27 protein-coding genes, 2 tRNA genes and 3 pseudogenes are annotated in these 23,128 nt (G+C 62.9%); 10 read left to right on the top strand and 22 right to left on the bottom strand.

The window, feature by feature from the left end; genetic code table 11:
• A pseudogene (locus HNQ66_RS14790) lies at positions 1 to 117 on the top strand (IS110-like element ISAli16 family transposase); the annotation flags it as partial.
• A 107-nt stretch (positions 118 to 224) separates the two neighbouring features.
• Here HNQ66_RS14790 and HNQ66_RS14785 read toward each other — a convergent pair.
• Positions 225 to 659 (bottom strand): metallopeptidase family protein, encoded by a 435-nt coding sequence (locus tag HNQ66_RS14785; protein WP_184144925.1) that lies wholly within the window; start codon positions 657 to 659, stop codon positions 225 to 227.
• A gap of 356 nt (positions 660 to 1,015) precedes the next feature.
• Here HNQ66_RS14785 and HNQ66_RS14780 point away from each other — a divergent pair, with 356 nt between their 5' ends.
• Positions 1,016 to 1,327 carry a (2Fe-2S)-binding protein gene (locus HNQ66_RS14780; RefSeq protein ID WP_184144924.1) on the top strand — a complete coding sequence of 104 codons (312 nt, stop codon included), beginning with the start codon at positions 1,016 to 1,018 and terminating at the stop codon, positions 1,325 to 1,327.
• Positions 1,293 to 1,778 (top strand): bacterioferritin, encoded by a 486-nt coding sequence (gene bfr / locus HNQ66_RS14775; protein ID WP_184144923.1) that lies wholly within the window; start codon positions 1,293 to 1,295, stop codon positions 1,776 to 1,778. Before HNQ66_RS14780 ends, bfr begins: the two co-directional genes overlap by 35 nt.
• A 142-nt stretch (positions 1,779 to 1,920) precedes the next feature.
• On the opposite strand, the gene HNQ66_RS14770 is transcribed toward bfr, so the two are convergent.
• From HNQ66_RS14770 to obgE, 10 genes are all read right to left on the bottom strand, one after another.
• Positions 1,921 to 2,448, bottom strand: coding sequence for an RNA pyrophosphohydrolase (locus HNQ66_RS14770; RefSeq protein WP_184144922.1), 528 nt, complete (start codon positions 2,446 to 2,448; stop codon positions 1,921 to 1,923).
• Positions 2,449 to 2,457: 9 nt separating this feature from the next.
• Positions 2,458 to 3,648 carry a divergent polysaccharide deacetylase family protein gene (locus tag HNQ66_RS14765; protein ID WP_184144921.1) on the bottom strand — a complete coding sequence of 397 codons (1,191 nt, stop codon included), beginning with the start codon at positions 3,646 to 3,648 and terminating at the stop codon, positions 2,458 to 2,460.
• A gap of 73 nt (positions 3,649 to 3,721) precedes the next feature.
• Positions 3,722 to 5,044: a S41 family peptidase gene (locus tag HNQ66_RS14760; RefSeq protein ID WP_184144920.1), complete on the bottom strand. Its 1,323-nt coding sequence runs from the start codon at positions 5,042 to 5,044 to the stop codon at positions 3,722 to 3,724.
• Positions 5,034 to 6,464, bottom strand: coding sequence for a murein hydrolase activator EnvC family protein (locus HNQ66_RS14755; RefSeq protein WP_184144919.1), 1,431 nt, complete (start codon positions 6,462 to 6,464; stop codon positions 5,034 to 5,036). Before HNQ66_RS14755 ends, HNQ66_RS14760 begins: the two co-directional genes overlap by 11 nt.
• Positions 6,465 to 6,578: 114 nt before the next feature.
• The gene (gene rlmH, locus HNQ66_RS14750; RefSeq protein ID WP_184144918.1) at positions 6,579 to 7,061 is read right to left on the bottom strand and encodes a 23S rRNA (pseudouridine(1915)-N(3))-methyltransferase RlmH; all 483 of its coding nucleotides are present in this window, start codon (positions 7,059 to 7,061) and stop codon (positions 6,579 to 6,581) included.
• A gap of 48 nt (positions 7,062 to 7,109) precedes the next feature.
• The gene (rsfS, locus tag HNQ66_RS14745) at positions 7,110 to 7,568 is read right to left on the bottom strand and encodes a ribosome silencing factor (protein ID WP_184144934.1); all 459 of its coding nucleotides are present in this window, start codon (positions 7,566 to 7,568) and stop codon (positions 7,110 to 7,112) included.
• A 51-nt stretch (positions 7,569 to 7,619) separates the two neighbouring features.
• Positions 7,620 to 8,225 (bottom strand): nicotinate-nucleotide adenylyltransferase, encoded by a 606-nt coding sequence (locus HNQ66_RS14740; RefSeq protein WP_184144933.1) that lies wholly within the window; start codon positions 8,223 to 8,225, stop codon positions 7,620 to 7,622.
• Positions 8,226 to 8,262: 37 nt separating this feature from the next.
• The gene (locus HNQ66_RS14735) at positions 8,263 to 9,543 is read right to left on the bottom strand and encodes a glutamate-5-semialdehyde dehydrogenase (RefSeq protein ID WP_184144917.1); all 1,281 of its coding nucleotides are present in this window, start codon (positions 9,541 to 9,543) and stop codon (positions 8,263 to 8,265) included.
• Positions 9,536 to 10,705 (bottom strand): glutamate 5-kinase, encoded by a 1,170-nt coding sequence (proB, locus tag HNQ66_RS14730; protein ID WP_184144916.1) that lies wholly within the window; start codon positions 10,703 to 10,705, stop codon positions 9,536 to 9,538. Before proB ends, HNQ66_RS14735 begins: the two co-directional genes overlap by 8 nt.
• Before the next feature lies 1 nt (position 10,706).
• A complete protein-coding gene (gene obgE / locus HNQ66_RS14725) occupies positions 10,707 to 11,711 on the bottom strand; it encodes a GTPase ObgE (protein WP_184144915.1) in 1,005 nt (334 codons plus the stop codon).
• An 85-nt stretch (positions 11,712 to 11,796) separates the two neighbouring features.
• On the opposite strand from obgE, the gene HNQ66_RS14720 reads away from it, so the two are divergent.
• On the top strand, positions 11,797 to 12,657 hold the full coding sequence (locus tag HNQ66_RS14720; RefSeq protein WP_184144914.1) for an endonuclease/exonuclease/phosphatase family protein: 861 nt from the start codon (positions 11,797 to 11,799) through the stop codon (positions 12,655 to 12,657).
• A gap of 34 nt (positions 12,658 to 12,691) precedes the next feature.
• Here the strand turns inward: HNQ66_RS14720 and HNQ66_RS14715 are convergent, their stop codons facing one another.
• The 4 genes and pseudogenes from HNQ66_RS14715 to rplU all read right to left on the bottom strand — a co-directional run.
• Positions 12,692 to 13,282, bottom strand: a complete 591-nt coding sequence (locus tag HNQ66_RS14715; protein ID WP_246434311.1) for a GNAT family N-acetyltransferase — start codon at positions 13,280 to 13,282, stop codon at positions 12,692 to 12,694.
• Entirely contained in the window at positions 13,279 to 13,911 is a 633-nt protein-coding gene (locus HNQ66_RS14710) for a GNAT family N-acetyltransferase (RefSeq protein ID WP_184144912.1), read from the bottom strand. The genes HNQ66_RS14715 and HNQ66_RS14710 overlap by 4 nt, the downstream gene beginning before the upstream one ends.
• Before the next feature lie 127 nt (positions 13,912 to 14,038).
• Positions 14,039 to 14,308 (bottom strand): 50S ribosomal protein L27, encoded by a 270-nt coding sequence (rpmA, locus tag HNQ66_RS14705; protein WP_184144911.1) that lies wholly within the window; start codon positions 14,306 to 14,308, stop codon positions 14,039 to 14,041.
• Positions 14,309 to 14,396: 88 nt separating this feature from the next.
• Positions 14,397 to 14,708, bottom strand: a pseudogene (gene rplU, locus HNQ66_RS14700) (50S ribosomal protein L21); the annotation flags it as partial.
• A gap of 339 nt (positions 14,709 to 15,047) precedes the next feature.
• On the opposite strand from rplU, the gene HNQ66_RS14695 reads away from it, so the two are divergent.
• Positions 15,048 to 15,137, top strand: a tRNA-Ser gene (locus tag HNQ66_RS14695).
• A 125-nt stretch (positions 15,138 to 15,262) separates the two neighbouring features.
• Here HNQ66_RS14695 and HNQ66_RS14690 read toward each other — a convergent pair.
• Together HNQ66_RS14690 and HNQ66_RS14685 are read right to left on the bottom strand one after the other, a co-directional pair.
• Entirely contained in the window at positions 15,263 to 15,661 is a 399-nt protein-coding gene (locus HNQ66_RS14690) for a hypothetical protein (RefSeq protein WP_184144909.1), read from the bottom strand.
• A complete protein-coding gene (locus HNQ66_RS14685; RefSeq protein WP_184144908.1) occupies positions 15,636 to 16,115 on the bottom strand; it encodes a hypothetical protein in 480 nt (159 codons plus the stop codon). The genes HNQ66_RS14690 and HNQ66_RS14685 overlap by 26 nt, the downstream gene beginning before the upstream one ends.
• A gap of 105 nt (positions 16,116 to 16,220) precedes the next feature.
• Here HNQ66_RS14685 and HNQ66_RS14680 point away from each other — a divergent pair.
• Positions 16,221 to 16,511: pseudogene (locus HNQ66_RS14680) on the top strand (ATP-binding protein); the annotation flags it as partial.
• A 25-nt stretch (positions 16,512 to 16,536) separates the two neighbouring features.
• Here HNQ66_RS14680 and HNQ66_RS14675 read toward each other — a convergent pair.
• The gene (locus tag HNQ66_RS14675; RefSeq protein ID WP_184144907.1) at positions 16,537 to 16,905 is read right to left on the bottom strand and encodes a hypothetical protein; all 369 of its coding nucleotides are present in this window, start codon (positions 16,903 to 16,905) and stop codon (positions 16,537 to 16,539) included.
• A gap of 105 nt (positions 16,906 to 17,010) precedes the next feature.
• Positions 17,011 to 17,820, bottom strand: coding sequence for a DUF7946 domain-containing protein (locus HNQ66_RS14670; protein WP_184144906.1), 810 nt, complete (start codon positions 17,818 to 17,820; stop codon positions 17,011 to 17,013).
• Here HNQ66_RS14670 and HNQ66_RS14665 point away from each other — a divergent pair, their 5' ends adjacent.
• The 3 genes from HNQ66_RS14665 to HNQ66_RS14655 all read left to right on the top strand — a co-directional run bounded on the left by HNQ66_RS14665 (position 17,821) and on the right by HNQ66_RS14655 (position 19,215).
• The gene (locus HNQ66_RS14665; protein ID WP_184144905.1) at positions 17,821 to 18,558 is read left to right on the top strand and encodes a hypothetical protein; all 738 of its coding nucleotides are present in this window, start codon (positions 17,821 to 17,823) and stop codon (positions 18,556 to 18,558) included. It begins immediately after the preceding gene.
• A gap of 117 nt (positions 18,559 to 18,675) precedes the next feature.
• Positions 18,676 to 18,765 (top strand) — tRNA-Ser (locus HNQ66_RS14660).
• Positions 18,766 to 18,840: 75 nt separating this feature from the next.
• Positions 18,841 to 19,215 carry a site-specific integrase gene (locus HNQ66_RS14655; RefSeq protein ID WP_184144904.1) on the top strand — a complete coding sequence of 125 codons (375 nt, stop codon included), beginning with the start codon at positions 18,841 to 18,843 and terminating at the stop codon, positions 19,213 to 19,215.
• Between the two features lie 146 nt (positions 19,216 to 19,361).
• On the opposite strand, the gene HNQ66_RS14650 is transcribed toward HNQ66_RS14655, so the two are convergent.
• Positions 19,362 to 19,925, bottom strand: coding sequence for a hypothetical protein (locus HNQ66_RS14650; RefSeq protein ID WP_184144903.1), 564 nt, complete (start codon positions 19,923 to 19,925; stop codon positions 19,362 to 19,364).
• Between the two features lie 343 nt (positions 19,926 to 20,268).
• On the bottom strand, positions 20,269 to 21,117 hold the full coding sequence (locus HNQ66_RS14645) for an AraC family transcriptional regulator (RefSeq protein ID WP_343059513.1): 849 nt from the start codon (positions 21,115 to 21,117) through the stop codon (positions 20,269 to 20,271).
• A 69-nt stretch (positions 21,118 to 21,186) separates the two neighbouring features.
• Between HNQ66_RS14645 and HNQ66_RS14640 the strand changes: the two genes are divergently transcribed.
• Positions 21,187 to 21,543: a cupin domain-containing protein gene (locus tag HNQ66_RS14640; protein WP_184144902.1), complete on the top strand. Its 357-nt coding sequence runs from the start codon at positions 21,187 to 21,189 to the stop codon at positions 21,541 to 21,543.
• Positions 21,544 to 21,584: 41 nt separating this feature from the next.
• Here the strand turns inward: HNQ66_RS14640 and HNQ66_RS14635 are convergent, their stop codons facing one another.
• Positions 21,585 to 22,928 carry a plasmid recombination protein gene (locus HNQ66_RS14635; RefSeq protein WP_184144901.1) on the bottom strand — a complete coding sequence of 448 codons (1,344 nt, stop codon included), beginning with the start codon at positions 22,926 to 22,928 and terminating at the stop codon, positions 21,585 to 21,587.
• Between the last annotated feature and the right edge of the window lie 200 nt (positions 22,929 to 23,128).

Below are 23,128 nucleotides of genomic sequence, written 5' to 3'. Positions count from 1 at the left end.
TATCAGCGCCTGCGCGGCAGGGGAAAACCATTCAAGCTCGCAATGGTCGCAACCATTCGAAAACTCATGACAATCCTCAATGCAATCGCCCGATCCCAAACAGCCCTCTCTCAATGACTCCACGGTTGCTTGACCCGAGGATCCAGTCGCCGCAATGGCGATGGATGGTCGGGTCAAGCCCGACCATGACGATGGATAGGTGGCCTGGCTTGGTTACGCCAGTCTCAGCCCGCCGCGATCTCCGCGCTCGCCTCGATGCGCTCCATGTCGTCGTCGGACAGGCCGAAGTGGTGGCCGATCTCGTGGATGAGGACGTGGGTGACGATGTCGCCGAGGGTTTCCTCGTTCTCCGCCCAGTAGTCGAGGATCGGGCGGCGGTAGAGGGTGATGCGGTTGGGCATCTCGCCGGTTTCCACGGTGAAGCGCTCGCTGATGCCGCGGCCCTCGAAGAGACCCAGAAGGTCGAAGGGCGTTTCCAGCGCCATGTCCTCGAAGACGTCGTCGCTCGGGAATTCTGCGATCTCGATGATGAGGTTGCCCGTCAGCGCACGGAACTCCTCCGGCAGGTGGCCATAGGCCTCCAGCGCCAGGGATTCGAACGTGCTGATGGTCGGGGCATGGCGGTTGCGCCAATCCTCGCTCTGGTCAATGCGGGCCATGGGCTCTCCTTTGCCCGTCATATAGACGATTTCAAGGGTTTTTCGAGGGATGAATTTGCATGGCGGGCCTCGATTCGGCACGGAGGCCGGGCGGGCCGTGATGTCTTCTGCGAAAAGACGGGGTGGCGGAAGCGGGTTATGCAACAAAATGTGATCGGTCAGTTTGACGCAGTTGCCCATGGATGATCCGGCGGAAGCAGGACCGTAACACCATGAAAAGACGATCTTTTTATTCAAGATTAGAACCGCTCTAAAAAGATCGGTCAGCAGGGCTGACCTGTTCATTCTTGACACCGAAGGTCTTCTTTTGCTTAATCTCGGAAACTCAGTGCTTTGCGTATGACAGGCAAGTCGAAATGCTCGTTTGCAGTTGCAACTTCATCACCGAAAAGGAAATCGTCGACACGATCAACGGCCTCCTCGACGAGGACTGTTGGCAGCTCATCGTGCCCGCAAAGGTCTACCACGCGATGCAGAAGCGGGGCCGCTGCTGCGGCTGTTTCCCCAATGTGGTGGACATCATCATCCGCACCACCGAGCAGTACCACGCCCGCCGTGACTCGACGGATGCCGAGATATTTGATTTCATGACCCGCCTCAAACAATTCCATGAAGAAAACAGGAGAGCGGATCTTGAAAGGCGACAAAAAGGTCATCGAGCAGCTTAACGAAGCGCTCTATCTCGAGCTGGGTGCTGTCAACCAGTACTGGCTCCACTACCGCCTTCTCGAGGACTGGGGTTACACGCTTCTCGCCAAGAAGGAGCGCGCCGAGTCCATCGAAGAGATGCAGCACGCCGACAAGCTCGTCGCCCGCATCATCTTCCTCGAAGGCCATCCGAACCTGCAGACCGTCGCGCCGCTGCGCATCGGCCAGAACGTCAAGGAAGTGCTGGAAGCCGACCTTGCCGGCGAATACGACGCGCGCACGGCCTACAAGAAGTCGCGCGATATCTGTCACGACGCCGGCGACTACGTTACCATGAAGCTCTTCGAGGAGCTGCTGGCGGACGAGGAAGGCCATATCGACTTCCTCGAAACCCAGCTCGACCTGCTCGGCAAGCTCGGCGAGGAAAAATACGGCCAGCTCAACGCCGCGCCGGCCAACGAAGCCGAATAAGCTTCGGCAGCCTTCAATGCGGAAATCCCCGGCCTTGCCGGGGATTTTTGTTTCAGCCGAGGCGGCGAACACCGCTGGTGTTGTGGAGTCTGGATCCTCGGGTCAAGCCCGAGGATGACGGCAGAGGGGTCGGGCCGTTCCTTCACGGTGCCAGGTGGGCGAAGGCGGCGACGACCTCTTCGTAGACCTTGCGCTTGAAGGAGACGATCAATTCGGGCAGGTCGCGCATCGGCTTCCATTCCCAGGCGTCGAATTCTGCCTCGTGGCCGCCCGGGGGCGGGTTGATGGCGATCTCGCTTTCCGGGCCTTCGAAGCGGAAGGCGAACCAGCGCTGCGTCTGGCCGCGATATTTTCCCTTGAGGCCGATGCCGATGAGGTGGGCGGGCAGGTCGTAGTCGATCCAGCGTCCCGCATCGGCAAGGAGCGTGACGCTCTTCATGCCGGTCTCCTCGTAAAGCTCGCGATAGGCGGCTTCCAGCGGGTCCTCGCCCTTGTCGATGCCGCCCTGCGGCATCTGCCAGAGCTGCGGCGAGCCGTCATATTCGGAATTGCCGACAGGAATGCGCCGGCCGGCCCAGACCTTGTTGTCCCCGTTCAGCACCATGATGCCGACGCAGGGGCGGTAGGGCAGGTCCTCGGCCCGAACCACCTTGTCCTTTTCCTTGCCCATCGAATGTTCCTATTTCCTGACGGGGACGGCCGCGAGCGATGCGACGCCGACGATCTCGATGCCGCGGCCGCTTGCTTCCTCGCACCATTCGCGGATCGCGTCCACACTTTCGTCGAAGGCGGAGGCGATGCCGATCGCCGTGCCGTTGCGCCGTGCGATGCGCTCCAGCTCGTCGAGCTTCTTCAGCACGGCCGGACGGGAAAGCTCGCCGTCGAGCTGGAGATCGGCGAAGGCGTGCGGCGCCTCGATGGCGCCGGCCACGGTGCCGGAAAGCGACTGTGCCGAGCTGCCGTCGTCGAGGAAGAGGAGGCCGCGGCTCGCAACGTCGCGCATCACCGGCTCCAGCGCATCGGCGTCGGAGAGGAAGCGGCCGCCCATGAAGTTCACGATGCCGGTATAGTTGGTGATCTGCGCCATGGCCCGGTGCAGCTCGGAAAGGTTCTTCGCCGTGCCGGCGTCGGTGCGCAGCGTATAGGGGCCGGGATCGGTCTGCGGGTAGTCGAAGGGCTCCAGCGGCATCTGCAAGAGGATCTCGTGGCCGCTGCGGCGCGCCTCCTGCATCCAGCGCGGCAGGCTGTTGCCGCTCGCGGCGAAGGCCAGCGTCACCTCGCCCGGCAGGTCGCGGATGGCGCGCTGCGTGCCCGTCTGGCTGAGGCCGAGCCCGCCGACGACGATGGCGACCCGCGTGCCGCGCGCGCCGGACCACGGCCGGGCGTACTGGTCAATCGGCCGCGTGCCGTCGAGGCCGATGACCGGGATCTTGCCCTCGGGCGTCTCTTCCAGCAGATCCTCGTTCGGGAAGGCGGCGGTGCGCGGGTCCTGGCCGATACGGCTCGCCTCGATGACGAGAGGCCCGTCGCCGTCGCGGGCGCCCGGCCTATAGGTGCGCACCACATTGCCGTCGTCGGTCAGCGTCTCGCGGACATTCGCGCCGGAAAGGCCGTTGGCGCGGCGCACGCCGTCCTTCGCCTCGGCGGTCTTGAGGTCGGCCTTGTCACTTGCGGCCGTCTCGCCGGCCGGAAGCTCGAATGGTGCCGTGGCAAGGCCGCTCGGCGCCAGGGCGGTCCAGGCGGAAAAGCCGAGAAGGCCGGCGGCAGCGAGGGAAAACACGACGGTGCCGGCGGAGAACCGCGAGGGTCCCGACGGTCCTGGCCTTGCCTTGCGGTCCTGGCCGAGAGGTGCGTGAATGTCTGTGCCCAAGGTCAGTCCGCGCCGGCCGGAGGGTGCATGGGAAAACGGGGCCCGCCTTGTGGGCAGGCCCCGTGATTTCGGCTTACTTCTTCAGTTCGGCCTTTTCCGGATTGGCCGGGAAGGACGGGTCCGTCTTCTGGCCGCGCAGCAGTTCCAGCGCGTACTGGAGCTGCACGTCGTCCTTGGCTTCCGGCGGAACGTAGGCGGAGGAGCCGGAGCCCTGATCCGTCTCGCTCTGGCCCTGGATATGGCCGCGCAGGCTGGATTCGCCGGCGGTTTCCAGCTTGCCCTGAAGCTCGGGCGGCAGCGGCTGCTCGACGGTGATGTCCGGCGTGATGCCGGTGCCCTGGATCGACTTGCCGGACGGCGTGTAATAGAGCGCCGTCGTCAGGCGCAGCGCGCCCGCATCACCCATCGGGATGATGGTCTGGACGGAGCCCTTGCCGAAGGAGCGCGTGCCGACGACCGTGGCACGGCGAAGGTCCTGCAGGGCGCCTGCGACGATTTCCGAAGCCGAGGCCGAGCCGCCGTTGACCAGCACGATCACCGGCTTGCCGTCGACGTCGTCGCCCGGCGTCGCGTTGAAGCGGCGGGTCTCGTCCTCGTTGCGGCCGCGGGTCGAGACGACCTCGCCGCGTTCGAGGAAGGCGTCGGAGACGTTGATCGCCTGGTCGAGCAGGCCGCCGGGGTTGAGGCGGAGGTCGAGCACGTAGCCCTTCAGCTTGTCGGCCGGGACCTCTTCCTTGATCTTGGCGATCGCGGCTTCCAGGTCGTCATAGGTCTTCTCCGTGAAGGAGATGACGCGCAGATACCCGACATCGCCCTCGACGCGGGACTTGACCGCCTTCACGGCGATGATGTCGCGCATGATGGTCAGCTCGATCGGCTTGTCGGCGCCCTTGCGGATCAGCGTCAGCTTGATCGGCGTGTTGACCGCGCCGCGCATCTTCTCGACCGCGTCTTCCAGCTTCAGGCCGCGCACGTCCTGTCCGTCGATCTTCGAGATGAAGTCGCCGGCAAGAACGCCGGCGCGGGCGGCCGGGGTGTCGTCAATCGGGGTGATGACCTTGACGAGCTCGTCCTCCATCGTCACCTCGATGCCGAGGCCGCCGAATTCGCCGCGCGTCTGGGTGCGCATGTCCTCGGCGTCCTTGGCATTCATGTAGGAGGAATGCGGGTCGAGCGAGGTGAGCATGCCGTTGATGGCGTTCTCGATGAGCTGCTCTTCGTTCGGTGGGGTCACGTACTGGGCGCGCACGCGCTCGAAGACGTCGCCGAAGATGGAAAGCTCGCGATAGGTCGACGAGCCCGCGGCTTCGGCCGGCTGCGTGACGGTATTGATGACAGTCATGGCCGTGGCACCCATGAGTGCACCGACAATAACAAGTGAAGCCTTACGTATCATTGCGTGCCTTTCCAGAATCTCTTGCGGACCACCACGGCCGGGAATCAACCGGTTTTCCGTTCTTTCGGAATTCAATGTAAAGTGTCGGCTTGTCCGTTTCCAGCGTCAAAGCGTTGACACTCGCGACCCTTTTTTCACCCATCACGGCAAGCGGCTCGCCGGCCACGACGAATTGACCCTCCCGCACGTTCACCCTGTCCATGCCGGCAAGGACGAGATGGTAGCCCTCGCCCGCGTTCAGGATGATCATGCGCCCGTAACTGCGGAATGTGCCGGCAAAGACGATCCATCCGTCCGAAGGCGCCGTGACGAGCGCGCCGGGATTGGTCGCGAGCGTCACGCCTTGCGAATCATGGCCGGTGCCGTCCGGCTCGCCGAACTGGCGAAGGACGTCTCCTGCCGCGGGATAATCGAGTTTTGCCTGCAGTTCGGAGAATTCGTATGCTGGAGCAATGCGGTTTTTGTCGGGCACGGACTGGCGCGCGAGCTCGCGTGCCTTCTCGCGTTCGGCGTCCGTCTGGTTCTGCCGTTCGGCTTCCTTCGCGCGGGCGATCGCGGCGGCCTCGCGTACCGAGCCGATCTCCTGCTCCAGGCTGCCGATCAGGCCTTCGAGGCTGGTGGCGCGGCCGGCAAGTTCCTCCGCCCGGCGCCGTTCGGCTTCGAGCGTGCGGCTGTTCTTTTCCGTCAGCGCCTCGTTCCCGGCGATCAGCAGTTCGGAGCGCTTCTCCTCCTCGACGCGCGACTGCATCGCCGAGGCAAGCTCGGCGCGCTCGCTGTCGATCCCGGCCTTCACCGTCATCAGGTCCTTGAGGTCGGCGACGAGCTCGTCCGTCTCCTTGCGGATGCCCGGCACGACGGCGCCGAGAAGGATGGCGCTGCGCACGGAGGACAGCGCGTCCTCGGGCGTCACCAGCAGCGCCGGCGGCGGGTTGCGGCCCATGCGCTGGAGGGCGGCGAGCACTTCGGCAAGAAGGCCGCGGCGCTCGTGCAGCGAGGCGCGCACGGCCGCCTCGCGGTCGCGCATGCCTTCCAGCCGCTTCTCGCCGTCGAGGATCTTCTGCTCCATCTCCTTGCGGAGCGCGGCGGACTTGACGATCGCATCGCGCAGCGACTGCTTCGTCTTCTCCAGTTCGGCGATCTCGGCTTCGAGCTGTCTCGTCTTTTCCGAGGAGACGGTGATGGACTGGGAGAGGGCTTCAAGCTCGCGGCGCGTGCTGTCGCGGCGAAGGGCGAGCGCGGCGGCGGGGTCGGGTTCGGCCCGCGGCAGCGAGCCGGTCTTTTCGAGCGCGACATCGCCCTCGTCCTGCCCGGCGGCAAGGGGATGGGAAACGAGCGCCAGCGCCAGGACGGCCGAGAGCAGCGCCGGCCGCAACAGGCGGCCTGCCCCCTCACCCCGACTGGCTGTGCCGGCTTTTTCCATCGTTCCCCGACCGTTCGTCACCCGCTCTATGCTGATTTGGCGATTTCGCCAAGAAACAGCGCCGAAAATACGGCTCATCCTGCCGCTTCGGGCTTGCGCGGCGGTGACGTCCCGTCAAACGCGGTGATAGGGGTGGCCGGACAGGATGGTGACGGCGCGGTAGAGCTGTTCGGCAAGCAGGATGCGCGCGAGCTGGTGCGGCCAGGTCATCTTGCCGAGGCAGAGCGTGGCGTCGGCCCGCTCGTAAAGGGAAGGGTCGAGCCCGTCGGCCCCGCCGATGGCGATCATCAGGTCGCGCTTGCCCGCATCGCGGAAGCCGGCGAGAAGATCGGCAAAGGCGGGGGAATCGAGCGATTTGCCGCGCTCGTCGAGCAGGATCAGCACGGCGCCGTCGGGCAGCGCCTTTTCCAGCATCGCCGCTTCCTCGCGCTTGCGCGTCTCGGCGTTGCCGGCGCGGCTCTCGCCGACCTCGGCCATCCTGCCGAGATCGAGGCCGACGGCGGGGCCGGCCTTGGCGAAGCGGTCGATGTAGCGGGCCGCAAGCTCCTTCTCAGGGCCGGCCTTCAGCCGTCCAACCGAAAAAAGTCCAACCCGCATTGCCCGCGATCCTGCCCGTTTCCTGCCGGACAGGTGCCCGGCGCATGTTCAGTGTACGGTGCCGTCCTCGATCTCGGGAGCCGCCCACATCCGTTCGATGTTGTAGAACTCCCGGATTTCCGGCCGGAACACATGGATGATGATGTCACCTGTGTCGATCAGCACCCAGTCGCCCGCTTCAAGGCCCTCGACGCGGGCATTGCCCAGGCCTTCGTCCTTGATGTCGGTGATGAGGTGATCGGCGATCGCCATGACATGACGGTTCGAGCGTCCGGATACGACCACCATATAGTCGCCGAGCGCCGATTTGCCGGCAATGTTGATGGTGACGATATCTTCTGCCTTGGAGTCCTCGAGACTTGCGAGGACCAGTTGAAGGGCACGGTCGGCGGCATCGTCGCTGCGGCCCGCGCTCCTGGAGAAAACGCCAACGACGTTTCCCTTTGCGTGCACTGTTGTCAGGTTCGTTCCTTTCTTTACCAGAACAGCACGTCCGTACCGGCAAATGCTGCCGGCACCTACTAAATGTAGGCACCGATGGGTATCAGTTTCAAGACGTCACTTCTGAGGGATGGTTTTCTCTAGCGCCTGGTGCCGCAGCGCCGTGGAGCTCAGCGCCGAGCGCGGCCCGTGGATGAAGGTCCAGGCCGGCGCCCTGCGGCCCGGCAAGGACATCGCGTCCTCCTCGTCGATGCGGGCATAGTCGAAGGTCTTGGCCATGCGCGAGGAGAGGTAGGAAAGCGTCGAGCCCGGCCGGTCGATGACGGCGATGGGGAAGGTGCGGGCGATCTTCTGCCAGTTCTGCCAGCGGTGGAAGGTGCCGAGATTGTCGGCGCCCATGATCCAGACGAAATGGACGCCGCGGTTCAGCGCCTGCACGCGCTCCAGCGTCTTTGCCGTATAGCTCTGGCCGAGGCGTTTCTCGAAGGCCGTCACCCGGACGCGCGGATCGGGCGCGATTTCCTCGCTGAGACGGATGCGCTCGGCAAGCGGGGCAAGTTCCCTGTGGTCTTTCAAGGGGTTGCCGGGCGTCACCATCCACCAGAGCTGGTCAAGGCCGAGCCGGCGCAGCGCTGTTTCGGCAACGAGCGCATGGCCCTGGTGCGGCGGGTTGAACGAGCCGCCGAACAGGCCGACCGCCATGCCCTTCTCGACATGGGGCATTCTCAGATAGCGCTCTGCGACAGCGTCCCGCGTCACCTCAGGGCCGCACCTGTCCGGTGCCGCGCACCCGGTATTTGAAGGAGGTGAGCTGCTCGACGCCGACGGGGCCGCGCGCGTGCATCTTGCCCGTCGCGATGCCGATCTCGCCGCCCATGCCGAATTCGCCGCCGTCGGCGAACTGGGTGGAGGCGTTGTGCACGAGGATGGCCGAATCGATCTCGCCGAAGAAGCGCTCGACGACCGCCGGATCCTCCGCGATCACGGCTTCCGTATGGGCCGAGGACCAGCGGTTGATGTGCTCGATCGCGCCGGAAATGCCGTCGACCAGGGCGACGGAGACGATGGCGTCGAGATATTCCGTCGACCAGTCCGCTTCCGTTGCGGGCACGAGACCCGCGATGCGGGTGCGGATTTCCTCCGTCGCGCGCACCTCGCAGCCGGCGGCGCGGAGGCTTTCGACGAGCGGGGCGAGGTGCGTCTCCGCCACGGCGCGGTCGACGAGCAGCGTCTCCATCGCGCCGCAGACGCCCGTGCGGCGCATCTTGGCGTTGACGACGATCTCCTTCGCCATGGCGAGGTCGGCGGATTTGTCGACATAGATGTGGCAGAGGCCTTCGAGATGGGCGAAGACCGGCACGCGCGCCTCGTTCTGCACGCGGGCGACGAGGCTTTTCCCGCCGCGCGGCACGATGACGTCGATGGCGCCGCCGAGGCCGGACAGCATGGCGCCGACGGCGGCGCGGTCCGTCACCGGCACGTACTGGATCGCGTGCTCCGGCAGGCCGGCGGCCTTGAGGCCGGCGACGAGGCAGGAATGGATAGCCTGCGATGAATTCACGCTGTCCGATCCGCCGCGAAGGATCACGGCATTGCCGGCCTTGAGGCAAAGCGCCCCGGCGTCGGCCGTCACGTTCGGCCGGCTCTCGTAGATGACGCCGATGACGCCGAGCGGTGTGCGCACGCGCTCGATGTGCAGGCCGTTCGGCCGGTCCCATTCGGCGATGACGTCGCCGACCGGGTCCTTGAGGCCGGCGATGTCGCGGATCGCGCCGGCGATACCCTCGATGCGCTCGGCCGTCAGCGTCAGCCGGTCGAGGAAGGAGGCCGCGACCCCGCTTTCCCGCGCATGGGCAAGGTCGAGGGCATTGGCGGCAAGGATCCTGTCGCGGTTCGCAAGGATTTCCGCGGCCATGGCCTGCAGCGCCCGGTTCTTCGCCTCCGTCGTGGCGGTGGCGAGCGGCCGGGCGGCGGCGCGGGCATTGCGGCCGATTTCGGCCATCAGCGCGTCGATGTCGGTGGTCTTCACCTGGTCAAGCATGGCTCGCATCCCTTGCGCGCTCGCCGGCCGGCGCGGCAAGCCCGGTCACGACGAGATCGTCCCTGTGCACCATCGCGGCGCGGCCGGCATGGCCGAGGATATCGGCGATCTCCGCGGATTTCTTCCCGGCGATCAGCCGCGCCTCGTCGGCGTCGTAGCCGGCGAGCCCCCGGGCGATCTCGCGCCCGTTCGCACCGTAGATCGAAACGGTGTCGCCACGTGAAAAGCTGCCCCAGACGCCGCGCACGCCGGCGGGAAGCAGGCTCTTGCCGGCGGCAAGCGCCGTCTCTGCGCCCGCGTCGATCTCGATGCGGCCGGCCGGCTGGAGCTGCCCGGCAATCCAGGTCTTGCGTGCCGTCACGGGCGAACCGGACGGCGCGAACCAGGAAGAGCGAGCGCCTTCCTCGATGGCGCTGAGCGGATGGTCGACCTTGCCGGAGGCGATGATCATGGCGCAGCCGGCGCCCGTCGCGATCTTGCCGGCGTCGATCTTGGTGCGCATGCCGCCGCGCGAGAGTTCCGAGGCCGCGCCGCCCGCCATCGCCTCGATCTCCGGCGTGATCGCCTCGATCGTCTCGAGGAAGCGGGCGTCGGGGTCGAGATGGGGCGGGGCCGTATAGAGCCCGTCGATATCGGAGAGCAGGACGAGAAGGTCCGCGCCCGTCATGGTGGCGACGCGCGCGGCGAGGCGGTCGTTGTCGCCGTAGCGGATCTCGGTGGTTGCGACCGTGTCGTTCTCGTTGATGATCGGCACGGCGCCGAGCTTGAGGAGCTGGCTGATCGTCGCGCGCGCGTTGAGATAGCGGCGGCGCTCTTCCGTATCGCCGAGCGTCAGCAGGATCTGGCCGGCAACGATGCCGTCCGCCGACAGGCTTTCCGACCAGGCGCGGGCAAGCGCGATCTGGCCGACGGCGGCGGCAGCCTGGCTTTCCTCCAGCTTCAGCGTGCCGGCCGGCACCTTCAGCACGGAACGCCCGAGCGCGATGGCGCCCGAGGAGACGACGAGCACGTCGGTGCCGCCGGCCCTGAGCGCCGCGATATCCCGGCAGATCGCCTCGAGCCACGCCTTCTTCAGCCCCGTCGCCCGGTCGACGAGCAGGGCGGAGCCGATCTTGATGACGATCCGGCGGTGTTTTGCCAGCGGTCTGCGATGCTTCGTCATGTCACTCGCCGGTGCCTTCGGGATCGGTGATGACGGCGCGCAGCGCGCGGAGCGTCTCGGTCATGCCGATGCCGGCGACGGCCGAAAGCTGCAGCGGGGTCTTGCCGCAAGCCTTCGCCAGCGCCTTGGCCTTCTTCTTGAGCTCGTCCGCGTCGATCACGTCGATCTGCGACAGGGCGACGATCTCCGGCTTGTCGGTGATGCCCTCGCCATAGGCCTCCAGCTCGTGGCGCACGGTCTTGTAGGCCTTCGCGACGTCCTCTTCCTGCGCGGAGACGAGATGGAGGAGCACGCGGGTGCGCTCGACATGGCCGAGGAAACGGTCGCCGAGGCCGACGCCTTCATGCGCGCCCTCGATGAGGCCCGGAATGTCGGCGATGATGAACTCGCGCCCGTCGATGGTGGCGACGCCGAGGTTCGGATGCAGCGTCGTGAAGGGATAGTTGGCGATCTTCGGCCGGGCGCGGGTGCAGGTGGCAAGGAAGGTCGACTTGCCGGCATTCGGCAGGCCGACGAGGCCGGCATCGGCGATCAGCTTCAGCCGCAGCCAGATGGTCTTCTCCTCGCCGGCAAGGCCGGGATTGGCCCAGTTCGGCGCCTGGTTGGTCGAGGATTTGAAATGCGCGTTGCCGAAGCCGCCGTTGCCGCCGGCGGCGAGCTTGAAGCGCTGGCCTTCCGTCACGAGGTCGACGATCAGCGTCTCGTTGTCTTCCTCGAAGATCTGCGTGCCGACCGGCACTTTCAGCGTCACGCTGGCGCCGTTGGCGCCGGTGCGGTTGCGGCCCATGCCGTGCGTGCCGATCGCGGCCTTGAAATGCTGCTGGTAGCGGAAGTCGATCAGCGTGTTGAGGCCGTTGACGGCCTCCACCCACACATCGCCGCCGCGCCCGCCGTCGCCGCCGTCCGGGCCGCCGAATTCGATGAATTTTTCGCGGCGGAACGAGACAGCCCCTGCCCCGCCGTCGCCGGACCGGATATAGACTTTTGCTTCGTCCAGGAACTTCATCGGCTCGCCGTTCGCTTTGTTCGTGTGGTCATGCTCGTTTTGCCGTCTTCGATACAGACGCTTCCGTAAGAGGTCAAAGACTATCGTGAAATTCGTCAGCTACAACGTCCAGTACGGCATCGGCCTCGACGACCGCCTCGACCTGCCCCGCATCGTCTCGTCCATCCACGGCGCCGATATCATCGCCCTGCAGGAAGTCACCCGCAATTTCCACCGCAACGGCCATGTCGACATGGTGGCGGAACTGCGCACGCTCCTTGCCAACCACTATTCCGTCTACTGGCCGGCCTGCGATCTCGATGCGGGCTCGGCCATCGAGAAGGGGCGCGTCGTCAACCGCCGCTTCCAGTTCGGCAACATGATCTTCTCCCGCTGGCCGATCCTGTCGTCGCGCCTCATCCCCCTGCCCCGCACGCGCACGCTCGACAAGCTCAACCTGCAGCGCGGCGCGACCGAGGCGGTGATCGAGACGCCCGGCGGGCCGATCCGCGTCTATTCCGTGCATCTCGACCACGTCCACCGCGACGAGCGCATCGCGCAGATCCGCTATCTCAAGGACCGCGCGCAGCTCTACGCCTTCGAGGGCGGGGCGATCTCCGGCGCCCACGAATTCGGCCTTGCCGAGCCGCCGGTGCCGGAGGACTACGTCCTGATGGGCGATTTCAACATGGTGCCGGAATCGCCGGAATATTGCGAGATGGTCGGCGGCGTGGACGGGCTCTACGGCCGCCAGATCCGCGCGACCCATCCGGTCGATGCGATCGCCGGCCTCGGCAAGCGACACGCCGCAAGCTTCAGCTGGATCAACCCGCAGGACCATGCCGACCGCCTCTTCCTCGACTATTGCTTCCTCAGCCACGGCCTCGTGGAACGGCTGACGGACGCCTGGGTCGACGAGACCGCCTTCGGCTCCGACCACATGCCCGTGTGGTTCGAGCTGTCGTGAGCGGCGGGGCGGATCGCTCCGCCCCGGCCGTTTTTCAGTGCCGCGGCATTGCCGGGCGGAAATCGCCCGGCTCCAGCCGCGTCTCGATATGCGGGACCATCGCGCCGCGGGCGACGCAGAAGGTCTCGCTGCATCCCGTGATGCGAAACCCCGCCTTTTCCTGCACCCGCAGCGAGGCGAGGTTGTCGGCGAAGACGCCGGAGCGGATTTCCGTGCCCGGCATGCGCATCAGGAAGCGGCCCGTTGCGGCCCGGACCGCCTCGCTCATGTAGCCCCGCCCCCAGTAGAAGCGGTTCAGCCAGTAGCCGAGATGCCACTCCCCGCCGCGCCACTCGAAGGCCACGCAGCCGATATGGACGTCGTCGCCGGCGGTGATCGCCAGCGTCCAGTCCTCGCTGAGATCGGTGGCGACGAGCGAAAGCCATTCGCTCGCGTCCTGCCGGTCATAGGGGGCGGGCACCCGCGCCAGCATGCGCGAGACGGCGAAGTCGTTCAGCGACCGGGCGATGGCGTCCGCATCGGCAAGCCGGTGCGGGCGCAGGGTGAGGCGCGCCGCCGCGATGGTCGGCGCGGGGCCGGGGCCGGAAGCATGCCGGCGTTCCGCCGGAGCCTGCAGGACGTTCATCGCAGGCCTCCCCAGCTCTTCAGCGAGACCCAGGTCTTGCGGTCGAGCCTGTACCATTCGACCGGGACCATGCCGCCGACGGCGATGCTCTGGACCATGCCGGTCGCCTGGAACTGGAAGCCGCACTTCTGGATGACCCGGCGCGAGGGGATGTTCATGACCCGGCAGCGCGCATCGATCTGCTCGATGTCGCGGGTGCGGAAGACCATGTCGATCAGCGTGTGCGCCGCCTCGGTCGCATAGCCCTCGTTCCAGTGGGGTTCGCCCAGCCAGTAGCCGAGCTCGACCGTGCGTCCGTCTTCGTGCGGCTCGATCCCGCAGCAGCCGAGGAAGGCGCCGTTGTCGGCTTTCGTAATGGCATAGACGCACTTGCCAATCGCGCCGGCGCGTGTGCGTCGCACGAAATCGGCGGCATCCGCGACCGTGTAGGGGTGCGGCATGCGGGCGACCATGTTGGCGATGTTGGCGTTGTTGGCGAGATGGGCAAGGGCGTCGATGTCGTCTTCGTGCGGGGCTCTCATGACGAGCCTCTGCGACAGCAAGATCGGGCAATCGGTCCTCGGCCGTTCCGGCCTCAGTCTTTCCTTGGGAGACCGGGATTGGTCTTCCCGCATGAGTTCGGTCTGCATGGCTCGTTCCTCCAGAGCAAAAAGGGGAGATAAGGTCTTGCCTCATCTCCCCTTTTGTCTTGCAGGTCCGAAACCTGTGGCGTCAGCCGGGTCGATGAGACGCCGGCTGTTTTAGAGCGCTACCGGCTTATTCCGCTGCTTCCGCTTTCGGCATTACGGACACGTAGACGCGACCGTTGGCCTTCGTACGGAAATTCACATTGCCAGCCGTAAGGGCGAAGATCGTGTGATCCTTGCCGAGGCCAACATTGGCACCGGGATGCCACTGCGTGCCGCGCTGGCGCACGATGATGTTGCCTGCGATGACGGCTTCGCCGCCAAACTTCTTCACGCCAAGGCGCTTGGACTCGGAATCGCGACCGTTGCGCGAGGAACCGCCAGCTTTCTTGTGTGCCATGGGAGTTCTCCTTTACCTGTCCGGATTATTCGGCTGCTGCTTCGGCAGCGGCTTCAGACTTCTTGGAAGCCTTCTTTGCCTTGCCGCCGGCGGCTGCGATGTCGATGATGCGGACGGTCGTGTTGTGCTGACGATGACCGCGCGAGCGCTTGGAGTTCTGGCGGCGGCGCTTCTTGAAGGCGATGACCTTCTTGGCCCGGCCATGCTCGACGACTTCGGCGGTCACGATGGCGCCTTCGACGAAGGGCGCGCCGATCGTGGCGTCGGCGCCGACGCCGACCATCAGCACTTCGGTGAATTCGATCTTTGCACCAGCGTCGCCGGACAGCTTCTCAACCGTCAGGACGTCGTTGGCGGCCACGCGGTACTGCTTACCGCCGGTCTTGATGACTGCGAACATTTTATATCCTTTCATGTTCGTGCCGGCTCTTTGCCCCGAAGGACAAGGCCGTCTTTTTGTCAGTCGCGAAAATGACGATGCATTGGCGCACCGTCGGCTCAAACGGTTCCCTGCGGGCAGCGCTTGCCGAAGACAAGGTGATGCGGCACAAAGAACCAGCGTTGCGGCACGGGTCGGGCCCATGCCACTGCACCTTGCGCAATAGGTGAGGCGATGAAAACTGTCAAGGACATTTCCGTCACCATGACAAATAGATGGCGTTTCCGCGCGCCAGCCCCCTTGCAAGCCCGTCCCACACCCGCTATGTACCGCCCGCGCTGAAAAGCGCCGACCCGATGCGGAGAGGTGGCAGAGAGGTCGAATGCACCGCACTCGAAATGCGGCATACCTGCAAGGGTATCGTGGGTTCGAATCCCACCCTCTCCGCCATCACGGACCGTTGGGATGTAAGGGGTTTGTCGTTAGACCTGGGTGTAGCTTGACAGCAAAAATTGGAATTTTGTCAGCACACGCAGCAAAAAACCACTTTTAGGAAAGCCGCCTTTGAAGGCGGATCAAGCCGACTTCGAAGACTTCTTGCGCACCGTTGCCCAGTATCGATAGGCGGCCGATTTCGACGGGGTCCGGCTACGGCTAAACTTGCGCTTACACGCTCTCAGAATGTCGTTCATCGGCACCAGTCCGAAATTCTGCACAAGGTAAACTGCAACCTCGGGGTTGCGATCAATGATGGATTTCCGCCCGGCAACAAATTGCTCTATTGTCAGCTCGGTCTCTTGCAGCCTTCGCTTACAATCCAGCAACCCGGCATAGTCTGCAAGGGGGATCGTGACGACTTCCACGCCCGAAATTTCACCGCTGGGAATGTCAATACCTCCCAATCCGGAAATCTCGACCCCGGAACCAACAAATCGGATAGACTGCTTATCATTCTTCATCATCGATGCACCCATGATCCGCGTTCATTTTGGTGATCGCCGTTTCCGTAACTCCGAGCATTCGCGCGATTTTGGAGTTGCTGTATCCCCATCTCTTGTAGATGCCATGACGAAACCTTCGGGCTAGTGGAACCCGGATTGCCACGCCGGCAAAAGCCGCGACGAGCGTTGTGGCGTGCTGGATGGTAATCTCATCGGCAAGACCAGACGCGCGTACATCGGCCGGCACGTAAAGTCGGATGCCTCCATATCGCTCGACCAACCGCAAAAACCCGTCTTCGCCCAGCGCCTCGCGCAATGCTACGCTCAAATCAGCATCAAAGTTGTACTCAGCGGGCTTCACGTCAGGGAAATCGCGCTTCTTTGGGCGAGGCTTTACCATTTCTGTTTTTGCCTCCGCCTTGGGTGGGAGCTGCCAGTCAGCTTCAATAGCGGCGCGCTGGACACGCGCAACAGTCGTGTCCAGCAATCCGCGTTTCTCCGCATACCCATACAACACTGCCCTGACTGTGGATTGGGATAATCCACACCTAGGCTCAGGACCTATTAATTTGGCCTGAGGTGTGATTCACGGTACTTGCCGTTCAGCCCATCAGGCGGCGCGATGCTGTTCCATCTGCTGAGCAAGCTCTACGAGCGGACCAGCGTCGTCATCACGACAAACCTCAGCTTCAGCGAATGGGCCAGCGTCTTCGGTGATGCCAAGATGACTACAGCGCTGCTGGACCGGCTCACGCACCACTGCCACATCTTGGAAACCGGAAACGACAGCTTCCGCTTCAAGAACAGCTCCGCGCACGAGCCCAAAACGACAAAGGAGAAAGTGAGGAACTTGACCACGACCGCAGACCCGAAACATACCTAACAGCCGGGTCAATTCTCAGTGGAAATCAACAGTAATTGCTTCTGCGCTGCTGAGCAGCATAGCAGCCTCTGCCGATGGTCTGGACACGGCCTATTTCCTTGCCATGCAGCCCTATGCCGTCTTGAAACGAGCATCGGTAGCATGCGGAAAACCGATCGAGGAACATGTTGCCTACAAGCAGAGGATGCTTGATATTCTGAGGGGTGTTCCGGACATCGATATACGAGCAGCAAGCTGGGATATTGAAAAGGCTTACCAGACAGATGCTGACCTTGGTGGGCTCGATTGCACCGATGGTCTTCAGGATCGATACAAGCAGATAATCGACAGAGGCGTCGATCGAGACCTTGAATATCTGGCGGAAGAAGTTCGCAATCGACAGCAGAGGAGCCAATAGATCAATCTGCCCGGGGAGGGCGCCTATACCGATGCGTTCGCGGTCACCTGTGCCTGTAATTTGAATGATCGTCAGGCAGGGCGTCGAGCTTCTACCCTCTAATCATTGATCACAATCCAATATCGTGAGCCGCTTGACAGCGCCACTTTGAGATGAGATGCGCTTGGCGTCAAATGTTAGCTTTTTAGCAGTATTTATGTTGCTGCCATGCAGAGACCACGTGATGTGACCGCGCTTTCCTGCAGGAAATCCCTCATCCAAACGAAATGGTATGATTTTCTGAAGTGATGTTATGTAAGCACGGCCGTTACCGGTAATCGCGTTAAACCTTGTGACATGTCCGCTAAGATGGCCCCAGTCTTCATCAACAATACTGCTCTGCAGGTAGAGCTTCGTCTCCGGATCAAAAACCATGATGGTTCCATTTCGCGGTCGATCGATTGAGATCTGGCCAATTGAATTTCCAATCGCTCGGTGCCCTTCTTTAAGAGGGTCTTCTACTGCCTCCACTGTCAAATCTAATAGATCATCTTCCTTATCCGCATCGAGTCGCTGGACGTAGGCCGATTTGGGGGCGTATTTCTGTCCGGATGCGCGCGAGAGTATCGTCGACAGGAAATCAAAGAAGGTGTCTCGATCTTTTGGAACCCCAATTGATCGTTTCAGAATATTGAGATCGAAGTCAAATAAGAGACTGCCCGGCTTAACGCCTGCAAGGTATATCTCCCCATCATGCAATGCGGTCGCTCTGGATACCGCAACTTGATTTAGATAAGATTGTGTCACAATTTGAATTGCACGTGTCATTCCGAGGATTGATCGGCCACCTTCGTAGGCTTCGACGCGGTGGTCGTCGGCGTCCTTGCCTGCGAAACGGATTTTAAAAGGTATGGAGTATTCAGGGTCAGCCACGTGCGTCAATTCCTTGGTGAAAGTGATATGACGTTATTAGAAGTTGTATCTGAGTCAATCCGTCAATCGTGTTCGCAGCTTGAATGGCTTAGAGATTTTCGTGGATGCCAGCCGCCAACAACCAGATGGCAAGCTTTTGTAGATTTGGTGAAGGACTGGCAAACGCTGCTCGCTGGTATCGCAGCAATCATACCTGCGTCGATTGCTGCTGTTTTCGTATGGAAACAAATCGACGAGCAGCGGGCTCAATTTCTTCAACTGTCCGAGCGACAATCACACAAGGCGCGACTAAGACTGGCCAGGAACGCGTCTCTGATATCTCAGAGGCTCGACCGTTTCTACGCTCAACTACTCCAAGAGAACTTCGCTTTTTTCGACCATTCACTTGACGAGGAAGTCCTCGAAGACGTGTTGGATGCTGGGATAATGTCCGGCAAATCAAACTTTGAGTTCGTCACACGTTACGTGACCTGCACTCAGCGCTACGCGTCGCTCTGTGCGATCTACGCTGAGCATCGTCAGAAGGAGCACCTGGTCGAGCTTTTTAAGGAGCTAGCCACTTTGGATGCGATGACCGATGCGCTTTACCCCTTCGCACGTTTCGAAAGCGAATTGTTAGAAATGCCAATCATCGAAGGCTCAATAATTGAGCAGTATCTAACGTTAAACTTGCGGAGGGGTAGAGACATTTCGCGCAGCAACCTCTCTGAGCTTCTCAGAGAGAAGGCATTTGTTTGATAGGCACGCGAGAGGCTCACTTAGTTGGCCGCCCCGTGTATGGTCCGGAGCTATACGCCATTCCAAACTCTCGCTATGAACCGCGTCGCGCTGACCAACGCGTCATCATGCTCATCCGGAGAGGTGGCAGAGAGGTCGAATGCACCGCACTCGAAATGCGGCATACCTGCAAGGGTATCGTGGGCTCGAATCCCACCCTTTCCGCCACTGGTAACTATTTGATTTTAGAGTGAAATTCTCCGTTTTCGGGATGTTTTTACCCACGGAAATACCCGGCGAATCATGTATCTCACCTATCGGAAATCCGGCGTCCGCTTCCAGATCGCCGTTCCTGCTGATCTCCACTCCCGACTCGGGCGAACCCCGATCCGAATCCCGCTGGGGATGATCTCGGCCACCTCCGCGAGACGGATCGCCCGTTTACTCTCCGGTCACGCCGAGCGCCTACCGTTGCTCGGCACCATCACAGGCGCCCGCATAGCGGAGCTCATCTTTCTTCAGAGGAAGGACATCTATCGCGTACGAGGCGACGACGGGCTGGAGTGCTGGGTGCTCGACCTTAGAACAGACCTCATCGCCGAAGGCGGCGGGACCCAGAAGCGCAAGACGAAGAACAAGCCCTCGCGGCGCCTAATCGCCCTCCACGAGACGTTCTAGACGCTGGGCTTCGTCAGGTATACCCAGTCCCGTCAAGACGATGAACGGCTGTTTCCTGCCGCTTTCTACTACGGAAAACGGCGCGTCTCCGACCCTGCCGACGCGGCCAGCAAGCGGATGAACCGAATGCTCAAGGACGTCGGTATTCATGAGAGGCAGGTGCAGGTGTTCCACTCCACCCGGTCGCGCAGCGTCGTCCGGTCGGCACCGATGCGGAGCATCCGCAGCGCCGTTCGATCGTCGGACGCAATCAGACCGCGGAGCCAGAGCCATGCTTCCTCCGGCACCCGCTGCAACATCTGTTCCCGCGCTTGTTCGCGGCGTTGCTCCGAGCGGCTGTCGAGATCACGCACGAGCCTCTTCCACGGACGTGGCATGGGCCGCAGGCGCGGCGTCGACGTCGACGTCGGGAGAGACGCCCGCCCCGGCTCTGGATCGAGCCCGCGCTCTCTGGCCCATGCTTCGCGCCCGTGGGGATACCCCGGCGGCGGGTCCCATGGCGACCGACGAGGGCGGAGCCGGGGAAGGTCGAACGCCGGAGCCGGGACCGGCGGCGCGAGGGCGAGCACGACGGAGAGCAGGGCCAGAAGCTGGAGCATCACCTTGCCCGCCGGATCGCTCCGGCGCTCCCGACGTCGAGCGAGTTCGAGCCGCATGTGGTCGGCGCACGTTCGACGCCGCCGCTTTTTCTCTGCCGAATCCTTGCTCATGCCGACGCCTCCTAACCTCCCAACAGCATGCGCGCCGGCAGGATTCCGGGCAAACCTGCGCGGGCGTCGCAACGCCGATTCCGGGTAGGTTAGGATACGGCGGCATCGCCCGGACGCGCTGTACGGCCTCCGCTCGCGTCCTCATTTTTGGAAATCGGCGATTCCGGGAGATTTTCGGCCTCCGGGCACCTCGGAGCCAGAGAAGCCAGGCAGGCGCTCGGAGCCGGTCCTTGCCTGCGAACTCACGGCGACTTCGCGCCAACAGCAGCCATAGCAGTGTCCGCCGTATCCGACCCTGGCAAGGGCGTACTAGACGGATTTCTTGAAGCCGATCGTGCTTGGTTCAAGATGACCTTGTGACCAGGCGTTGCCAATAACCGGGTGACAAACCGAAGTTTGATTTGAACTGGCGCGTCATGTGGGCCTGATCGCTGAACCCGGCGCTTATCGCTGCTTCGGCTAAACCCACGCCTGCCGCTATATCGAAACGCGCCTTGTCGAGACGGCGCATCGTCAGATATCGATAGGGGCTTGTGCCGTAAGCTTTACGGAATTGGCGGGCGAGTTCGTAACGATCCTGTCCTGTGGCCTGTTCGAGTTCATGTGAGGCCACAGTCCTGCAAATATTTGCCTCAAGATAATCTTTTGCGAGGCGCACAGCCCTGATGTCGATGATATGGCGTGGGGAGCCGGTGGTGGAGGCATCATTTGCGAGCAAGCCATCTGTCAGACGAGCGGTTATGCCATCAAGTGCAATCGGCTCCATCACCGTGTCCATGTCTGCAAAGGCCGAATGTATGACGCTGAACAGCCTGGGGTCGCCCAGGACAGCATCTCTGACGAACGGGAGCGCACAGGCCGGTCTGCCCAGCGCCTCCCTGACCATCGACGGTTCAATGTAAAGCATGCGATAGTGGAAGCCCTGCTCGGTCCCCGCCTCGCCATTGTGAACTTCGTCAGGGTGCAAAACGATCACGCGACCCGGCGTGCTGTCCAAATGTGTCCCGCGGTAGTCAAAGCTCTGGACGCCATCAATCGTGTAACCGATCGAGTAGGTGTCATGTCGATGAGGGGCATACGCTTCGCCTGAAAAGAATGCTTCGATGCGTTGGATTCCGACTTGCCACGGGGCATGACGGACCCAGTCCCCCTCGCACGATCGTTCAAGACCCGGCGTCATCTCCTTTGTCACTACACTTCTGCGACTGTCACTAGACGAAATTTCGCTTCTCCTTGGCGGTCGAACAATGAGGAAACACAGATGAAAACAATCAATCTCGACGAAAAACTGAACCAGTTTTCCAGTCACTGGGACCCGCACGTCATCGCAGACTACAATGAAAATGACGTGATGGTGGTCAGGTTCGTTGGCGAATACCCTTTCCACAAACATGACACGACTGATGACTTCTTCTATGTCCTTGAAGGTGAAATAGAAATGGATATTGAAGGCGAGCCGTCCCGCACCGTCAAAGCTGGCGAACTGTTTGTCGTCCCAAAAGGTGTTGTGCATCGCCCTCGAGCCAAGAATGAAGTCAAGGTACTCCTGATCGAACCGAAGGGCGAACCAAACTCAGGCGATTCCGATCGCGAGCCGGCTTCCAAGCCACGCATCTAACAGGCCTGCAATGGGCCGGTTGCGGAAGGACACGAGGCCCCCTAGCGCCGCCCCGGCGTCGACCTCATGCCGAATTCCGTCTCCAGAGACGGCTCCGGGGGACGGAGACGTTGTACTTCACGACGGGCCGCGTCGCGCTGCGCAGCCGTCTCCGCAAGTGCGGCATCGAAGTTCCGGGCGCGCTCGTCTGCCTGCCGACGAGCGGCCTCGGCGACACTGGCCCGACTGTCTGCGGCGTCGGCCCGACGTTCGGCGGACGAGACCTGGTCGCGCAGACGATCCATCTCTCCGGCGACCGTTGCGCGGATGCGGTCGGCGACACGGCTCTGGCGAAGACCGTCGAAAGCCGTCCGCAGCATCGACGGTAATCTCTGAAGCTTGGCTGACGCCGCGCGGACCTTCGCGGCTTCCTCTCTGACGCGGCCCATCATCGAGCGGGCCTTCTCCTGCTCGCGCACGGCGGCGTCGTGTGCGGCCATCGCGGCGTCCGTCGCCGCCCTGGCTTCCGCGAGACGGCGGGCGGCATCGGCCTTCGCGGCGTCGGCATCGGCGCGCAACGCGGCGGCCTCCGTCGTCGCAGTCGAGACCAAGGATTCCGCCTCGGACTTCTTCGTCGCGACGAAGGATTCGACCTTGCTCTTGACGACGGCAGCCCGATCGAGGGCAGCTTGCAGTGCCCTGGCCTGTGCCTTCTCCCGCTGCCACTCCCCGCGCGGCAAGTTCCGTCGCCGAGGGCCGAGACGAGCCAAACCGCAGGGCACGCCGACAGTCGCGTGGTAAGAGTCCTGCCATGCCCGCATCGCCGCCTTGTACTCCCGGTCTGCTCGCTTCGATAGCGCTTTCGTATCCTCGCCCTCGCTGGGACCGGCCGCCATCGTGGTCCGCTTCGCGGCGACGCCGGGATGATGGCGCAGCACGCGCATCTCCGGGTCCGAATCCGGCACAACATAAGCATGGACGTGAAAGTGCGACTCGTCTTCGTGGCGGACGACCGACTTCAAGTCGTCGCCGTATTGCGAACGAAGCCAGTCGATCGTCCGCTTTTCCCACACTTCGACCTCCGCTCTTTTGGCGGCATCGGTCCAGACCTCCTCCATAGTGTAGGGATGCGATGCGATCACGGTGTGCAGAGTCTTATGATCCTGCCGGAGCTTGCGCGCCGTTCCCGCCTTCGGCGTCGTCCGGGCGGCGTCGGCAGCGGCGTCATGCACAGCTTCGACCTCGGCCACACCGACGCCGTAGACGACGACGGGAGGCAACGGAGCCGCGACGTGGACGGAGGCCGCAGCGTCACGGCGGGCCTCCGCGAGGACGAAAGCCGTAGACCGCCCCTTGTCGTCGCCTTTCCGGGAGAAGCTTTCGAGATGCACGAACTGGTATCCCATGACGACAGCAACCTCAGTTGAGGACGACAATCCGGGCCGTGGCCGTGGCGGTGCCGGGACAGTTGGCCTACATGTGTTGAATAAATATCAATAGGTTATACGGAGAATGGTAGAGAGTCCCACCCTCTCCGCCATATCCTTCTTTCCGAGACCTGCTGTCCGATTTAGCGGCTTTCCTTCGGGGAGCGCATGGACTTGGC

Origin of the sequence: Shinella fusca (assembly GCF_014203155.1) — a bacterium.
Taxonomy (GTDB): domain Bacteria; phylum Pseudomonadota; class Alphaproteobacteria; order Rhizobiales; family Rhizobiaceae; genus Shinella; species Shinella fusca.
The sequence above is the reverse complement of the archived record's forward strand: the minus strand, read 5'-3'. Positions and strand labels throughout refer to the sequence as shown.

Coding starts and splice junctions, on each gene's coding strand:
- HNQ66_RS14785 (WP_184144925.1), bottom strand. CDS start 659: ATGGCCCGCATTGACCAGAGCGAGGATTGGCGCAACCGCCATGCCCCG.
- HNQ66_RS14780 (WP_184144924.1), top strand. CDS start 1,016: ATGCTCGTTTGCAGTTGCAACTTCATCACCGAAAAGGAAATCGTCGAC.
- HNQ66_RS14770 (WP_184144922.1), bottom strand. CDS start 2,448: ATGGGCAAGGAAAAGGACAAGGTGGTTCGGGCCGAGGACCTGCCCTAC.
- HNQ66_RS14760 (WP_184144920.1), bottom strand. CDS start 5,044: ATGATACGTAAGGCTTCACTTGTTATTGTCGGTGCACTCATGGGTGCC.
- HNQ66_RS14755 (WP_184144919.1), bottom strand. CDS start 6,464: ATGGAAAAAGCCGGCACAGCCAGTCGGGGTGAGGGGGCAGGCCGCCTG.
- rlmH (WP_184144918.1), bottom strand. CDS start 7,061: ATGCGGGTTGGACTTTTTTCGGTTGGACGGCTGAAGGCCGGCCCTGAG.
- HNQ66_RS14740 (WP_184144933.1), bottom strand. CDS start 8,225: ATGCCCCATGTCGAGAAGGGCATGGCGGTCGGCCTGTTCGGCGGCTCG.
- HNQ66_RS14735 (WP_184144917.1), bottom strand. CDS start 9,543: ATGCTTGACCAGGTGAAGACCACCGACATCGACGCGCTGATGGCCGAA.
- proB (WP_184144916.1), bottom strand. CDS start 10,705: ATGACGAAGCATCGCAGACCGCTGGCAAAACACCGCCGGATCGTCATC.
- obgE (WP_184144915.1), bottom strand. CDS start 11,711: ATGAAGTTCCTGGACGAAGCAAAAGTCTATATCCGGTCCGGCGACGGC.
- HNQ66_RS14715 (WP_246434311.1), bottom strand. CDS start 13,282: ATGAACGTCCTGCAGGCTCCGGCGGAACGCCGGCATGCTTCCGGCCCC.
- HNQ66_RS14710 (WP_184144912.1), bottom strand. CDS start 13,911: ATGCAGACCGAACTCATGCGGGAAGACCAATCCCGGTCTCCCAAGGAA.
- rpmA (WP_184144911.1), bottom strand. CDS start 14,308: ATGGCACACAAGAAAGCTGGCGGTTCCTCGCGCAACGGTCGCGATTCC.
- HNQ66_RS14690 (WP_184144909.1), bottom strand. CDS start 15,661: ATGGGTGCATCGATGATGAAGAATGATAAGCAGTCTATCCGATTTGTT.
- HNQ66_RS14655 (WP_184144904.1), top strand. CDS start 18,841: ATGTATCTCACCTATCGGAAATCCGGCGTCCGCTTCCAGATCGCCGTT.
- HNQ66_RS14650 (WP_184144903.1), bottom strand. CDS start 19,925: ATGAGCAAGGATTCGGCAGAGAAAAAGCGGCGGCGTCGAACGTGCGCC.
- HNQ66_RS14640 (WP_184144902.1), top strand. CDS start 21,187: ATGAAAACAATCAATCTCGACGAAAAACTGAACCAGTTTTCCAGTCAC.
- HNQ66_RS14635 (WP_184144901.1), bottom strand. CDS start 22,928: ATGGGATACCAGTTCGTGCATCTCGAAAGCTTCTCCCGGAAAGGCGAC.